The 14,860-nt window shown below is 43.5% G+C and carries 12 protein-coding genes; 5 read left to right on the top strand and 7 right to left on the bottom strand.

Going from position 1 to position 14,860, the window contains the following annotated elements; all coding sequences use genetic code 11:
* Window positions 1–29: 29 nt before the first annotated feature.
* Window positions 30–1,136 carry a cell division protein ZapE gene (zapE, locus tag ACR63N_RS05750; protein WP_367103412.1) on the bottom strand — a complete coding sequence of 369 codons (1,107 nt, stop codon included), beginning with the start codon at window positions 1,134–1,136 and terminating at the stop codon, window positions 30–32.
* Window positions 1,137–1,414: 278 nt separating this feature from the next.
* A complete protein-coding gene (locus tag ACR63N_RS05745; RefSeq protein WP_367106058.1) occupies window positions 1,415–2,062 on the bottom strand; it encodes an alpha/beta hydrolase in 648 nt (215 codons plus the stop codon).
* A gap of 323 nt (window positions 2,063–2,385) precedes the next feature.
* Here ACR63N_RS05745 and ACR63N_RS05740 point away from each other — a divergent pair, with 323 nt between their 5' ends.
* The 3 genes from ACR63N_RS05740 to xseB all read left to right on the top strand — a co-directional run bounded on the left by ACR63N_RS05740 (window position 2,386) and on the right by xseB (window position 4,794).
* Window positions 2,386–2,757 carry a hypothetical protein gene (locus ACR63N_RS05740; protein WP_367103414.1) on the top strand — a complete coding sequence of 124 codons (372 nt, stop codon included), beginning with the start codon at window positions 2,386–2,388 and terminating at the stop codon, window positions 2,755–2,757.
* A 189-nt stretch (window positions 2,758–2,946) separates the two neighbouring features.
* Entirely contained in the window at window positions 2,947–4,491 is a 1,545-nt protein-coding gene (gene xseA, locus ACR63N_RS05735; RefSeq protein ID WP_367106059.1) for an exodeoxyribonuclease VII large subunit, read from the top strand.
* A 57-nt stretch (window positions 4,492–4,548) separates the two neighbouring features.
* Entirely contained in the window at window positions 4,549–4,794 is a 246-nt protein-coding gene (gene xseB, locus ACR63N_RS05730) for an exodeoxyribonuclease VII small subunit (RefSeq protein ID WP_367103416.1), read from the top strand.
* A gap of 54 nt (window positions 4,795–4,848) precedes the next feature.
* Here the strand turns inward: xseB and pncB are convergent, their stop codons facing one another.
* The 5 genes from pncB to ACR63N_RS05705 all read right to left on the bottom strand — a co-directional run bounded on the left by pncB (window position 4,849) and on the right by ACR63N_RS05705 (window position 12,849).
* The gene (gene pncB, locus ACR63N_RS05725) at window positions 4,849–6,066 is read right to left on the bottom strand and encodes a nicotinate phosphoribosyltransferase (RefSeq protein ID WP_367106060.1); all 1,218 of its coding nucleotides are present in this window, start codon (window positions 6,064–6,066) and stop codon (window positions 4,849–4,851) included.
* 197 nt (window positions 6,067–6,263) lie between these two features.
* Entirely contained in the window at window positions 6,264–8,090 is a 1,827-nt protein-coding gene (gene msrAB, locus ACR63N_RS05720) for a bifunctional peptide-methionine (S)-S-oxide reductase MsrA/peptide-methionine (R)-S-oxide reductase MsrB (protein WP_367106061.1), read from the bottom strand.
* A 170-nt stretch (window positions 8,091–8,260) separates the two neighbouring features.
* The gene (locus ACR63N_RS05715; protein ID WP_367106062.1) at window positions 8,261–9,175 is read right to left on the bottom strand and encodes an ATP-binding cassette domain-containing protein; all 915 of its coding nucleotides are present in this window, start codon (window positions 9,173–9,175) and stop codon (window positions 8,261–8,263) included.
* A gap of 66 nt (window positions 9,176–9,241) precedes the next feature.
* Window positions 9,242–11,206 (bottom strand): glycine betaine ABC transporter substrate-binding protein, encoded by a 1,965-nt coding sequence (locus tag ACR63N_RS05710; protein ID WP_472782577.1) that lies wholly within the window; start codon window positions 11,204–11,206, stop codon window positions 9,242–9,244.
* Between the two features lie 263 nt (window positions 11,207–11,469).
* The gene (locus tag ACR63N_RS05705) at window positions 11,470–12,849 is read right to left on the bottom strand and encodes a coniferyl aldehyde dehydrogenase (RefSeq protein WP_367106204.1); all 1,380 of its coding nucleotides are present in this window, start codon (window positions 12,847–12,849) and stop codon (window positions 11,470–11,472) included.
* 387 nt (window positions 12,850–13,236) lie between these two features.
* On the opposite strand from ACR63N_RS05705, the gene lipB reads away from it, so the two are divergent.
* Window positions 13,237–14,196, top strand: coding sequence for a lipoyl(octanoyl) transferase LipB (lipB, locus tag ACR63N_RS05700; RefSeq protein ID WP_472782576.1), 960 nt, complete (start codon window positions 13,237–13,239; stop codon window positions 14,194–14,196).
* 121 nt (window positions 14,197–14,317) lie between these two features.
* Window positions 14,318–14,848, top strand: a complete 531-nt coding sequence (locus ACR63N_RS05695) for an inorganic diphosphatase (RefSeq protein WP_367103421.1) — start codon at window positions 14,318–14,320, stop codon at window positions 14,846–14,848.
* The last annotated feature ends 12 nt before the right edge of the window (window positions 14,849–14,860 follow it).

Below are 14,860 nucleotides of genomic sequence, written 5' to 3'. Positions count from 1 at the left end.
ATCCTTGTTATTTTTAGTACTTGTTATCATTATGCAGCATCAGCATCTTCAACGCGGTGTTTCATTTTCAAGTAATCTTCTGATTGCATCTCAAGCAGCCGCGAGCGCGTACGCTCAATCTCAAAAGCTAATTTTTTACCTTGGTACAGCTCAAGAATGGACTGCTGAGCGCGCACTAGTAGTTTAACTCTGCGATCATAGAACTCATCAACCATATAAATGAATCGGCGCGTCGGGTCGCGTAGCTCATCATCTAAAGCGGGCACGGCATTAACCAAGACCGTGTTGAACTGTTTGGCAATTTCGATGAAGTCAGCCGCTGAACGAGGTTCCATACACAAATGACGAAAATCGCAGAACAAAATGTCTTCGGTACGAGCATTGATTTTGATCTCGCGGCCATTGATAACGATAGGCTCATAGCTAATCTTAAGATTGTTTGAAAGACTGGCAAAACGGTTAGCTAGCCAGTTGTGATTGGCTCGAGTCATCGGTGATTTATATAGCTCAGCTTGCTGCAATACCCGTAAACGATAATCGATACCAGAGTCGATATTCATAACGGTCGTATGGCGCTCTACCTCTGCAATAGCGGGCAAAAAACGATCACGATGCAAACCATCTTTATACAGCCCAGAGGGTTCGATGTTTGAAGTGGCGACCAAAGTGACGCCCCGATTGAATAGCATGGTAAACAAATCCCCTAAAATCATGGCATCAGACACGTTGGAGACAAAAAACTCATCAAAACAGATGATGACTGCTTCTTCATAAATAATATCAGCAACCTTTTCAAGAGGGTTACTCTGTCCTTGTAAGGCATTGAGCTCACGATGTACACGCTGCATAAAATGGTGAAAATGCTGACGCATTTTACGCTCTATCGTCAGCGAGTCAAAAAACATATCCATCATCCAGGTCTTACCACGGCCAACGCCGCCCCACATATACAGACCTTTTGGTGCCTCAGGTTTGGACTTTAAAAAGCTAAAGAAGCCCTTCTTTTGTTCCGTCGTCTCATTAAGCTGATGATACAGATTATCAAGATAACTCATGGCTTCGTACTGCTGCTCGTCCCGAGTGAATTCCTCAGTACTAACCGCTTGCTCATAGCGCTGCAATGGAGATAATGGCATAATATAACTCGTTTTTATAAAGATAGATAAAGTGTTAACACCGTCAACAGCTACTAAATTATGCTGTCTACACTGAGATAGTAGAAGCTGATTTATTAAATGGCTCATTACGTCCATCTTTTATCGCTAACACCGCTTAATACAATATTGGTAATGAGATAATAATAACCCATAAAACAAGAACTTAAACTAAAATAATGAGCTAAAATACTAAAGTTAGCCTTCAACTTAAGAGCAGTGTTTTATTAATGACAATGTTTTAAAGCCAATATTAAACCTTAAAAGCTATGCTGTTCTAACAACTGTTTAAGCTCGGATAAGCGCCCGTGGAAAAAATGTCCAGCACCATCAACAATGCTCGTTGCAATGCCCTGCTGCTCGGCAAAAGCTTGCATACTAGCAGGATCAATGACTTTATCAGCATTGCCGTAGATCTCAAAAGTCTTATCTATTGGCAATTGCAGATCACTAGTATCGTTTTTTTCAACCGATGGCGAGATGAGCGCTACGTTTGCTATCTCAAAGTCGCTTAAACCCCAGACATGCGGAGCGCTTAGCATTTGTTCGGCAACTCGCGCCGTCACGTAGCCGCCAAAAGAGAAGCCACCAAGCCATAGTTTGCGAGCTGTCGTCTGGCTGCTGATCCATTGTAACACGGTCATGGCATCGACGACTTCACCTTCAGCATAATCGTGTTCGCCTGTTGATTGTCCCACACCGCGAAAATTAAAACGCACCGCATGCATACCGTTATCGCGAGCAAAACGGTACATAGTCGTCACCACTTTGTTATTCATCGTTCCTTCATACAAAGGGTTGGGATGACAAAGTAGTGCTACTGTATCGGTATTTGGATCATTGGGGTTGTCTTGTTGCCATAGCGCGTCAACTTCAAGCACGCCGGCAGGAGCAGGAATTAATGACATAATATAGAGTACTGGTTACAATAATTGTCTCAATTATCCTAGATACAGTTTATATTACAAGTGCTTTGCTATTTATATCATTAATAGCTGTAAATAAAAATATCAAAGGTAGGACAATCAAAATCCAAGGTAGAGTAACTAAAAAGGTTTATAATCAAAAATAAGTTTGGTGATTTAAGACTTATTCAGGCAGTATAGCAAAGAGGTAGTATCTCAGCTTGTCCCTATATGAACATTTAGCATAAACGTTTAGCTGTTGAATAAGTTGACTCTACATCAATCTTTATTGTTTTGAACTTTGCACTATTTCATAGGATAAATTTATGACTACTTTTACTAAAACGCTGACTTTGACGGCAACTTTAGCCGCAGCATTGACTTTAGGCGCTTGTCAAAGCACCCCTACCTCCTCGCCGGTTATTCAGCGCGCTAATGCTACTTATGAAACCACAGGCATTGGCCCTACAAAGATACAAGCCCAGCAAAACGCTATTGATAGTGCCAAAAAAACCTGCCGTAGTAAGCAAGTCATCGTCCTTAATGATAAAACGACATTCAATGGTATTTTAAATGAGCGTACAGGTCGTATGGTTGGACAAATGGGTGCGATAGTCGGTTCTGTGTTAGGTACAGACTCACCAGAGCTAGCACGTGATGATGATTATGAATATACTATCAATTTTCGTTGTCAATAATGTAATACTAGCGCGAGCTATTCACTTATAAATAGCAATTTGTCTGTCAAAAAAGGCTTATTGGCTTTACTTTTTGGGCGTAAATATTTAGGCTAAAGGGTTCTATTTAGCTTTGATGTTATTAAGATGAATATTTTCCAGCTCTTTTATAACTCCTTTTCAATTTTATATCGTCCTTGGTTTGATACTATGCGTAGACCTAATCTCTCAAATTCTAACTCTGCCAAAGTGTTAGTCCCTGCCAAAGATTTGGCGACACTTGAGGCTGAGCTGGCAGAACAAAACAGTAGCTTAGAGAGCGATTTGGAAGATACGTTGCTACGTTTGAGTGATTATTTGTCCGCCGTTGAAATGGTAGTCAAGCAAACTTTTAACCATCGCGTTTGGGTTAAAGCTGAGATTCGCAATCTATCAAGTAAAGGCGGTCATTATTACTTTGAGCTGGCCGAAAAAGATGACGCGGGCAAAGTTGTCGCCAGCTGCCGCGGTAATTTATGGCGGTTCAAAGCGGCACAAGTACTTGCTAAGTTCGAGCGTGCAACTGGCATGGCTTTGGATCGTGATTTAACGGTACTACTTAAGGTATCGGCAAACTTTCATGCGCAGTATGGCTTTTCTTTAACTATAGAGGATATTGATCCCAGTTATACGTTAGGGGATTTGGCACGTCAGTACGCCCAGATGGTAGATCGCTTAAGTGGTGAGGGTCTTATTCATCTTAACAGACAGTTGCCTGCGCCCTTTGATATTGAGCATGTTTTAGTCATTGCCCCTGAAAAAGCCGCTGGACTGGGCGATTTTCAAGCCGATGCCGATAGACTTGCCAGTACTGGCGCTTGTCAGTTTCACTATCATAGCGCTACTTTTCAGGGCAATCATGCGCCAAATGAGATTCGCCAAGCGATCGTTGATGCTCAGCAGCAGTTTTTCGATGATTATGAGCGCCTGCCAGATTTGTTAGTTATTATCCGCGGCGGCGGCGCAGTCGGTGATCTAGCTTATCTTAATGACTATGAGCTCGCTGCCTTGGTAGCTGAGCAGCCTATACCTGTTTGGGTCGGCATCGGTCATGAACGCGATAAAGTCATATTAGATGAAGTGGCACATACCAGTTTTGATACTCCCTCAAAAGTCATTGTTGCTATCAGCAGTCATTTAGCCAAACTGGTCACGCAAACTTTGCATTATCGAGCGCAGATTAAACAAGCGGCTCTAAGCCAATTGAAAACAGCAGAGCAGCAGACTACGCGCCAGTTAAGCCAAGTACAATCGCAAACTATTGGGCAGTTAACAGCGCTACAAAAAGATAGTGACTTTGCTTGGCAGAGTATCCAGCAAAGCGCGCAGCGGCAAGTTAAACAAGTATCAAGGCTGACCTTCGAGCTGATCAAACAAACACAAACCAACGCGTGTCAGCAGCTGCGCAGCGCCCATGAACATGTTGAAAGCTATCAGCAAACGATACAACACAGCGCGCAGCAACAAGTCGTGCAAGCTGAGCGTGATAGCGCCTATCTACGCGATATTGTCCTTTTGCATAAACCTGAGCGGGTGCTTAAACAGGGCTATGCTATGCTCACTGAAGATGGGCTCGTTGAAGACAAGGGACTTGTTAAAAACAAAGCTAAACAAATTCTGACCAGTAGTACTCAGCTTTACGCCGAGCAAACTATCAAAATTGTTCTAAAAGATGGGCAAGCTCGCGCGCGTATTATAGAGGTCAAAAGTAATTAGACTAATCCCTTAACAATCATAAAACACTTAGCAAACATAAAAACTGAAGGAAACCTTATGACCACCCCTACTCGCAAACGCAAAAAAGCCGCGCCAAAAACTTTTAAAGCGGCTTATGATATTTTAAAAACCAACGCCGCTGAGCTCCAGCAACAAGACGAGCCTGATATTGATAATTTAATGACCACGGTAGAAGAGTCTATCGCCGCTTACCGGGTATGCGAGACTCGTATTAACGCTGTGCAGCAAGCATTAGACGCCGCCTTTGCCGAAGAAGAGACGACTAAAAGTACTGAAAGCTAATATCCGGTTTTAGGGTTCAACAAACCCTAAGCGATCAAGGTTTGTGCTGATCCGCTATTCAACATCATCCACGTCAAATACTTGGCGCAGATAAGCCAAATAAGTATCGTTATTAATCATAGTTTTGCCCGGGCTATCAGAGAGCTTAGCAACGGGCTGACCGTTACACTCAACAAGCTTGAGAACGATATTTATCTGCGTCAAACCAGTATCATTAGTTAAATTGGTGCCGATACCAAAGCTGGTCTTGATCTGGTCTTTAAAGTACTGGTGTAGCTCCCATGCTTTATTAATATCCAGACCATCGCTAAACGTCAGTATTTTAGTTTTAGGGTCTATTTTTAACTTTTTATAGTGAGCAATTGCTTTATCACCCCACGTATAAGGGTCACCGCTATCATGGCGTAGGCCATCAAAGAGCTTGGCAAAATACAAATCAAAATCTCGTAAAAACGCATCCATACCGACAACATCAGTTAGTGCAATTCCCAAGTCGCCACGGTACTCGTGTACCCATGCCTCAAGAGCGGCTTTTTGCGAATCACGCAAACGTACATCCAATGCTTGAAACGCTTGCATAAACTCATGTGCCATGGTGCCTATCGGGGTCATACCTAAAGTTTTAGCCAAATAAACGTTGGATGTGCCACTAACCACTTTTGGTTCCGCTTTGTGCAGAGTTTCGACCACATGCGCCTGCCAGTTTTTACTAAAACGCCTACGCGTACCAAAGTCTGCGATAATAAAGGGAGGATCTTCCGGTTTTTGCTGCTGAGCATACTGCTTCAATAGCTTGACTTTGGCATCCAAACGCCGCTGCGCCTCTTCTATAACGCTAGGGGTTGATAAGGCATTGAAGTAAAGCTCGTTGACAATTGCCAGTACAAAAACCTCAAAGAACATCGCTTGAATCATCGGTCCTTCAATATCGATAAATAGCCGACCTTTACTGTCCGTGCTTACTTTAATAAAGCGACGTTTAAGCTGAAACAGCTCTAAATAATCTACAAAATCTGAGCGCATAAAACGTAAGCTGCGCAAATACTCAAGCTCATCGGGTAAGAACCGCAGTTCACACAGACTATCTAGCTGTAACTCCAAAGACTCTTTGATGGTTGCCAATGGATAAGCCGTATCATTATTATTACGGCAGCGGAAGCGGTAAACGCCGTGCGTTTGGGGAAATTGATGCAGCATAGCTTGTAGCATCGTAAATTTGTACAAATCGTTATCAAGCAAAGAGGTAATGATAGGATCATGAATAACGGTCATGCGATAACCTTTAATAAAAAACAGAAACAATGTAAAAGAAAGAATACTGCCAAACATTGATGAAACATCGATAATCATTAATAACTATTAATAATTAGGCTAAGTAACAACCTATTTATACTCGTTCAGAGTATAGCGATATTCACATCTTTTTGCATGACTCACGATCAATTAAAGCAAAATTACTATAATTTGCACTAGGACTTGATCAATTTTACCAGTGGCGCATAACCCGATTGCGGCATCGCACTCACTGGAATGAACTGCAGTGCCCCGCCGTTAATACAGTAACGTAGACCACCGCGATCTTTAGGGCCATCAGGGAAGACGTGACCTAGATGGGAGTCGGCAACTCTTGAGCGCACCTCAGTACGCACCATGTTAAAAGCAGTATCTTGATGCTGAGTGATGACCTGCATGTCGATAGGCTTGGTAAAGCTTGGCCAGCCGCAGCCGGACTGATACTTATCAGTCGATAAAAACAGCGGCTCACCACTGACCACATCAACGTAAATACCTGGCGCAAACAGATTATCATATTCATGACTAAAGGCGCGCTCGGTGCCCGCCTTTTGCGTGATATCATATTGAGCCTGAGTAAGCGTGTTTTTAAGTGCATTTTTGTCAAAATTGGCATAGCGTTTAGGGTCTAAGGCCTCAGCTACAGTGTTAGCTGGCGCAAGTTCGATTCGCGCTGTTTCTTCTGGCTCATCGTCGGCGAGGCTTAGATCAATATGACAATAACCGTTTGGATTTTTAGCCAGATAATCTTGGTGATACATCTCAGCCAAATAGAAGTTATCTAGTGCTTCGTTTTCAACAACGATCGGCTGAGCATATTTACTCCCAAGCTGTTTAATAGCGGCATCAACCACTGCTTTATCGTCTTGATCGGTATAGTAGACACCCGTACGGTATTGGACGCCGCGATCATTGCCCTGCTTATTGAGGCTAGTTGGGTCAATCACTCGGAAGTAATACTTGAGAATGGTTTCAAGGTCGGTTTTATCAGCGTCGTAAGTGACTTTTACCGTTTCAGCATGACCTGAACCACCGATTACCTGCTCATAACTTGGGTTAGCAGTATCGCCATTAGCATAGCCTGATACAGCGTCGACCACTCCATCGATTCGCTCCATATACGCTTCAACACCCCAAAAACAACCACCCGCTAGATAGATTGAACGTGTATTAATGGGCTGACCTTGATCGTTATAATAGATACCATCTTTTTGTTTGATAGTTTCAATTTTATTATTATTGTCCAGTGCTTGTACGTTAGCAGGCTTAGCGTTACCGCTATTAAGCTCAGCGAAACCGTTACCCGCGTTCTCGGCTAAAGCATAAGCCTGCTCAGCTGAGATATTACCTTTTACCAAATGCAGAAGATTGCCATTTTTATCCAATATCGCCCAGCTAGGATAAACCTGTACGCCAAGCTGATTGATCAAATCACCAGAAGTATCTATCAATACTGGTAAATCAGGATAATCAGCTTGTACGCCTGCATACCAAGTCTTAAATTCACTCGTCTCTTTTTCATTAAGATGTCCGGGACTAGCAACGGTCACTACATTTAGCTCAGCAAATGCAGAATCCATACGCCACGCTTCGGTCTCCTCTAGCGTGCCTAAACATAGCGGACACCAGCTCGCCCAAAATTTCACTAGGGTTGGCTTATTAGGATCGATCACCTCTACACCAGTACTACCAAGACCTTCAGTTAACTGCGGCAGGCTCTGCATCTGTTTTAGCGTCTCAGCTGGCAGCATATCACGTGAGCGAGTGACTCCGTTATTTTGGTTACTTGACTGCATAACTGACTTAGTACTACTACTAATATTATTCTCAGCTCCGCTCATCTGTCCACAAGCGAGTAATAGTCCTGCACTTAATACGGTCGTTACGCTAAAGGTGCTGATATTTTTTAGCCAATGTGAACGTTGGCCTGGCACATCTATCAAAGGTTTATTCTGATATAGAAGTTCATTTTTATAGTTGTCATGAGAATTTTTATCAGGCATAGCATGTCCTTTTCGTGCAGGGTTGCAAATTTAATAGGTATTATAAGGTTTGCATAGAACTTCGTAGACTAATATTATGAGCAGAACTAGACAGAAAAATACAGTAATTCTAACGATCTCTATCAAGAATTCATTTTTCTAAACGATTTGCAGCGAAAACAAAACATACTTTAAGCTTTGGCGTTCATAAACTGAGCTACGTAATCATCAGCAGGATTGTTACGTAGCTCATTTGGTGTACCAGTTTGTACTAAACGGCCCCCATTTAAGATGCTAATGCGCTGACCTACTTTGACCGCTTCATCTATATCATGGGTAATAAAGACAATAGTTTTGTTCAAGCGCGCTTGTAGCTCCAGCAGCTGATCTTGCAGTTGCGCGCGAATAAGCGGGTCGAGAGCTGAGAAGGCCTCGTCCATAAGCAAAATAGGATTGTCTGTTGCCAGTGCCCGTGCCAGACCCACTCGCTGCTGCATACCGCCCGATAGCTCATCAGGATAATTGTTCTCTAAGTTTGGCAGACCTACTTCGTTAAGCCAATGTCGAGCAACGTCATGACGCTCGGTCGTATCCATCTCACGTACGCGTAGCCCATAAGCGACATTTTGTATGACTGTCATATGCGGCATCAGACCGAAATGCTGAAACACCATACTGACTGTATCCTGACGATACTGCTGTAGTGCTTTAGGATTTAATTCCAGAATATTGATGGCATTATCAGGCTTTGTATTGTCCATAGCAGCTTTATCTACCTTCGCGCTACTAGTAGCTCTATTATTAGCTTGCTGCACATCTTTTGCATTAATAGACGTATCGACCCATATTTTGCCACCTGTCGGATCAATCAAGCGGTTAAGATGGCGTATCAAGGTAGATTTACCTGAACCGGATAGACCCATAATACAGTGTAGCTCGCCTGCTTTTATAGCTAGATTAATGTCGTAAAGCCCTACCGAATAGCCGGTTTGCTGCTTGACTGCGACACTATCCATACCCTCTGCTAACAGAGTTAGCGCCGCTTGGGCTTGGCTGCTGTTTGCGTTGTAAATCTTACTAATATTCTCTAATTGGATGTGGTTCATAGCTACCCTTTACTACTCTTATTGGTCAAATTTTACAAGCGGGTGTTGATTAAACGTCAAAAACGCTTAACCAATATTATGGCGTCTATTGTCTTCAATCGTTTTTTGCCGCGCACGCTTACCTTGGCCAAAGGCTTGGCTGATCCGATCGATAATGATCGCGACAATAACGATTGCCGTACCTGCTTGCAAGCCTTGACCGATATTGAGCGTTTGGATAGATTGCAGCACATCTTCGCCAAGACCTGGCGCGCCAATCATAGAGGCCAGTACCACCATAGCAAGCGACATCATCACCGCTTGATTGATCCCTGCCATAATACTAGGCAGCGCTTGCGGCAATTTAATCCAGATCAGTAATTGCCAGTGCGTGCTGCCAAATGAGCGCCCAGCTTCAAGCATCTCATGATTAACTTGAGTGATTCCTAATGTTGTCAGACGAATGAGCGGCGGTAAGGCGTAGATAATGGTGGCAAATAAAGCTGGCACTTTGCCAATACCAAACAACATAAGCACTGGTATCAGATAGACAAAGCTTGGCATAGTCTGCATGACGTCGAGTATCGGGGTGATAATTTTGCGAAGCACTTTACTGCTTGACATGGCGATACCAATTGGAATACCGATGACAACAGTTACCAATACTGACACAATTAACAGCGCAAAAGTATCAATCAGCGCCTCCCACAAGCCAAAAGCGCCAATTAAAAACAGTCCCACTCCGCAGGCAACGGCAAACCATATTTTACGCACGCCAAACCACGCCAGCACAGTCACTAGCGCAATGATTAACCAAGGCGGAGTAATCGTAAGCAGACGTTCAATAGGCAATAGTAAATAAGTCAAAGTTACGCTACTAATACCACGAAAGACGTCACCGAAATCTCTGACCACCGTTGCCAGTGTGTCGTTTAACGGTGTTTCAAGCGACCATGAAGGAAAGCTGGATGAAAAACCTAGAAAATTGTCAGTCTCTGTACTGGTGTTGAGCGGTGTATTAATATCAGTATTGCCTGCGCTACCTGACGTCAGACTAATACCAATGGTACTGGCAAGTTTATTAGCGGCCTCCTCAGATAGCCAGTCTTGCCAAACCTCTGGATTTTCACGCAAAAACACCAATGCTTGCTCATCGCCACTGCGTTTATTTTCACTCATCTCTAAAATAGCACCATTTAACTGCTCGGGCGTAAATTGTACTTTTTCAAAGACCTCAGCAATGGTAGGGTTGTTCTCCACGAAGGGGGTAGAGACAGCAATAGCAAGAGGTGATACCGGGAAGCCTGATACGCAGTCGGAGGTCCCATCAGCGCGTAATAAATCTTGCCAGCAAGCGTCCTCATGAGGAGGGAAATCTAGCGCAGCAAAGTCGTATTTGGCTATCAAACCAGTAGGCTGCCAGTAGTAAAATAGTAAGGGCTTACGCTGCTCAAAAGCAGATGCAATCTCAGCATCGAGCGCAGCGCCGGTACCGGGGTGCGCATTATTATAAAGACTATCTAAACCTGTGTTTTCAAGCAAGCGGGTATTAAAAACTTCACACGCCCAACCAGAAGGACAGTTCATAAAACGCGCTTTACTAGGATTTTCGGGATCTTGAAATAGCTCAGTATAATCTGGTAAATCCTGATAGCTTCGTAGACCAGGATTGTCATCCATGACGTACTGCGGAACGTACCAGCCTTGAGTCGCTCCGCCCTCTAGGGTATCGCCAATAACCATAACTTTATTGTCATTGATAGCCTGCTCCATAATGGGCGAGCGTCCTATCCACTGCTCGCCTATCACTTGAATGTCATTTTGCGACAGCGCAGTCTCTAAAGCAGGCCCCGCTCCGGGCACCTCCTCTATTGTACAATCATAACCACTCTCAGTAATATATTTGAGAACACCTGTTGTAAACTGGCCACTCTCCCATGTCAAAGAGCCAAACTTGATCGGCGTCTCACAAGCAGGCGATACAGCAGACGCTGGCAGTGACAACAATAGTGAGCTTAAAATTAATAAACTTAATGCAATCCATTGGCGCATGCTTGATCCTATTTATGCTTATCGTTTGGTTTATTATTACGACTGTTATTTATCGTTTATAAGCGACTGCTTTATAAAATTTGGCCCTAATAATTATCACAATAAATCTTTATTAATTGTCATTAGATAGTACTTTGAATAAATAGTCTGTATAAAGTTTTTGTCATTAACAAAATGTTTTGTAAAAAATAGCACTTATAAAAATAAGTGCTATTGAATTGAGGCATTATTAAGATAAATAAGTTTTTAAAGAGTTAGTGCGGTTACTTTAACAACAGCGCCATACCTTTTTTAAACAGCTCCCCGTAAGGTGGCAATAAAAAATTCATTCCATTAAATTTGGCTTGCACGAACACCGGCTTCATATGGCTAAAACGCTCAAACCCAGCTTTGCCGTGATAAGCCCCAATTCCTGAATGCCCTACACCGCCAAAAGGCAGATCATGCTGAGCCACGTGTAAGATGACCTCGTTAATACAAACCCCGCCTGATACCGTATAGGTGCGTACCTTGTCGATATCGCGATTGTTACTACCAAACACATACAGTGCCAGCGGGCGCGGGCGCGCGTTGATAAAGTCAATAGCGTCATCAAGCGTATCATAGTGCATCAGTGGCAACACTGGCGCAAAAATCTCGTTTTGCATGACTTCACTATCAGGATCAGGATTAGCTACAAAGACGGGCGGCATCAAGCGCGTTTGGGCATCAGCATCAGCTTTGGTCAGCGGCTGCAGCTGATCTGCTGGCAGCTGTTGTAGATAGCCTTGGACGCGTTTGAACTGAGCATCATTAATGATATGACTATAGTCTTGGTTGTTCTCGATATTAGGATAATGCTTTTGCATCCATTCTTTAGCAAGCTCGACAAAACGCTCGTGATACTGACGCTGAATCAACACGTAATCAGGCGCGATACAAGTTTGACCGGCATTAAGGGTTTTACCCATCATAACCCGATTGACCGCAGCTTCCAAATTGGCGTCATCAAGGACAATCACCGGCGATTTACCGCCCAGCTCCAGCGTTACTGGAGTTAGATTCGGCGCGGCGGCTGCCATGATCTTTTTGCCCACTGCCGTTGAACCGGTATACAGTAGATGATCAAAGGGTAGTTTGCTAAAAGCTTCGGCGATATCGACTTCACCGAGCACCACACTGACCATATCTGGCGAAAAATAGTGCGCGACCGCTTTGGCAAAGGCTTTGGCAAATTTGGGAGCCGCCTCACTCATCTTAACCATGACCCGATTTCCGGCGGTTAAGGCATCAATCATCGGCCCTATTGCTAAATATAGGGGATAGTTCCACGGCACCATAATACCAACGACGCCTAAAGGCTGTGGCTGGATCTCGTTATGAGCTGGCATGTACAATGCCGAGATTGAGGCGCGGCGCGTCTTCATCCAAGACTTACCATGTTTTTTGGCGTGGCTAATACCCGTAAAGCTTGGAAACAGCTCGGCGAACTGAGTCTCTGACTCGCTACGATAGCCAAAATCGCTACTAATGGCTTTAGCAAGGCTATGTTGACTGTCGCTAAGCATGGTCTCCAAATTGTCTAATTGCTCAGCGCGAGTAGCCCAGTCTACTATAGGTTGGGTGCGACTCAGCCTTTGCAATCGCGAAAACTGCGCTTGCATCTGATCGGTAGTCGTTATAATACTAAGTGATTGCTGATTGTCGTTTGCTGCTGGCTTATGCTCGCCAGCGTAATTATTGGTTTGCTCATCGAGATGAGGTTTGGTTTGACTGTCATTCTTCATGGATCATCCTTGTTATAGATAGTAAAAGCTTGCTAAAGCAGATGATATATTTATAAGCGCTAACTAATTATAAGCTTTAGCCGATTGCCATTTAATGTAGCGTATTGATTGATGAATGAAAAGTGCGATTCAGATACTGGTAGGTTTGCATTAATCTATCTTTGTCTGAAAACATGGTTATTTATGTTTGGGTGTGCCTGACAAAAACTGCTAAAATTAGTGTCATGTTTAGCGTGTAAACAACTAGTATAAGAGGCTACCTTGATGCAAAAACAAACTTTACAAAAGCCCGTATCAATACCCAAACTGAAACAAACTCCCTCAGCAAATCTTCTGCAAGAACGTCAGCCTACACAAAAGATAACCGATACCCTCATCGCCAAGTCCTTAACCGCTGCTGACTACACCCCTACTCATGATGCCATGCTAGCACGTACCCTTGAGCGTATTGCCTTAAAAAAGGATGGGCTGCATAGCCCTGACGAGCTATGGATCGTTGATCATAACGACGTCTACACTTTAGGACAAGCGGGTAAAGAGGAGCATATCTTGCAGCATACCAATACCCCTATTATCAAAACCGATCGCGGTGGTCAGGTCACATGGCATGGTCATGGACAACTGGTGGTTTATTTCTTATTTGATCTGCATAGCTTGGGCTGGAGCGTGCGTAATCTGGTCTCGCATGTCGAGCAAGCTATAACTGATGTGGTTAATGAGTGTTTGCACAGTCATTCATTATCCACTGATAGCAATATTCGCGCTTATGCACGCCGTGATGCGCCTGGCGTCTATTTGTATAGTAGCTTAGACGCTGATACTGATACTGAAAATAGTAATAAGCATCTGCCAACAGAAAATGCCATTATGCTTGGTAAAATTGCCTCACTGGGTTTTAAGATTAAACACGGTTTTAGCTATCACGGTCTGGCTCTTAATATCAATTGCGACCTATCAGCATTTAACACCATCAATCCATGTGGCTACGCGGGTATGCAAATGCTGCGTCTAGCTGACTTTGTTGCCATGTCCCAACCAACCAACCAGCAAATAGGCGTACAAAATAGCAACTTGTCATATAAACCATTAAGCTATGAGCAAGTTACCCAAAAGCTGATTAATAATATCGCTCAGCGCCATGCCGGATTGATTGAGCTACATCCATTAGCCGCAGTAAAAACCTCTATACCCGTCTCAATAACCGAAAAACCGTCCAAATCATAGTTTGCATAACCTTTTGCCGGCTTGGACTTAAGGCGAGCGAGAAAATTTATATTAAAGTTGTTATACTCGCAAGCGCTATTCATTTTGTAATTCTTTATAACTCATTAAACAGGAGTCCTTTATGGCTGATTTTAATAAAATTTTAGATGCAGGTGATGTCGACGGCGGCATTATCAACGTAGTGGTTGAAATTCCTACTGGCAGCAGTCATAAGATTGAGTGGAATCGTGAGCTGGCGGTGTTTGAGCTGGATCGCGTTGATCCACAAATTTTTGCCAAACCCTGCAACTATGGTTTTATTCCGCAAACCTTAGATGAAGATGGCGATGAGCTTGATGCGTTGATTATCACTGAGCAACCTCTGCCTACAGGTGTTTTCCTAAAAGCTAAAGTTATTGGGGTCATGAAGTTTGTGGATGATGGCGAAGTCGATGACAAAATCGTCGTGGTTCCTGCTGATGATCGCGATACTGGCAATGCTTATAACAGTTTAGAAGATCTGCCCAAACAGTTAATCAATCAGTTAAACTTCCACTTTAGTCATTATAAAGACCTTAAAAAAGCAGGCACTACTGTGGTTGAGTCATGGGGCGACGTATCTGAGGCCAAAGCGGTGATTAAGGAATCTATCCAGCGCTGGAAAGACCTATAAGTCGTTAATATT

The organism is Psychrobacter sp. M4 (assembly GCF_055699795.1).
This window is presented reverse-complemented; position numbering and strand designations above follow the sequence as displayed.

Bases quoted from the DNA above. Each gene is read 5' to 3' on its own strand.
- ACR63N_RS05705 (WP_367106204.1), bottom strand. From the start codon at position 12,849: ATGCAAGCGCAGTTTTCGCGATTGCAAAGGCTGAGTCGCACCCAACCT.
- zapE (WP_367103412.1), bottom strand. From the start codon at position 1,136: ATGCCATTATCTCCATTGCAGCGCTATGAGCAAGCGGTTAGTACTGAG.
- msrAB (WP_367106061.1), bottom strand. From the start codon at position 8,090: ATGCCTGATAAAAATTCTCATGACAACTATAAAAATGAACTTCTATAT.
- xseA (WP_367106059.1), top strand. From the start codon at position 2,947: ATGCGTAGACCTAATCTCTCAAATTCTAACTCTGCCAAAGTGTTAGTC.
- pncB (WP_367106060.1), bottom strand. From the start codon at position 6,066: ATGACCGTTATTCATGATCCTATCATTACCTCTTTGCTTGATAACGAT.
- xseB (WP_367103416.1), top strand. From the start codon at position 4,549: ATGACCACCCCTACTCGCAAACGCAAAAAAGCCGCGCCAAAAACTTTT.
- ACR63N_RS05740 (WP_367103414.1), top strand. From the start codon at position 2,386: ATGACTACTTTTACTAAAACGCTGACTTTGACGGCAACTTTAGCCGCA.
- lipB (WP_472782576.1), top strand. From the start codon at position 13,237: ATGCAAAAACAAACTTTACAAAAGCCCGTATCAATACCCAAACTGAAA.
- ACR63N_RS05745 (WP_367106058.1), bottom strand. From the start codon at position 2,062: ATGTCATTAATTCCTGCTCCTGCCGGCGTGCTTGAAGTTGACGCGCTA.
- ACR63N_RS05715 (WP_367106062.1), bottom strand. From the start codon at position 9,175: ATGAACCACATCCAATTAGAGAATATTAGTAAGATTTACAACGCAAAC.
- ACR63N_RS05695 (WP_367103421.1), top strand. From the start codon at position 14,318: ATGGCTGATTTTAATAAAATTTTAGATGCAGGTGATGTCGACGGCGGC.
- ACR63N_RS05710 (WP_472782577.1), bottom strand. From the start codon at position 11,206: ATGCGCCAATGGATTGCATTAAGTTTATTAATTTTAAGCTCACTATTG.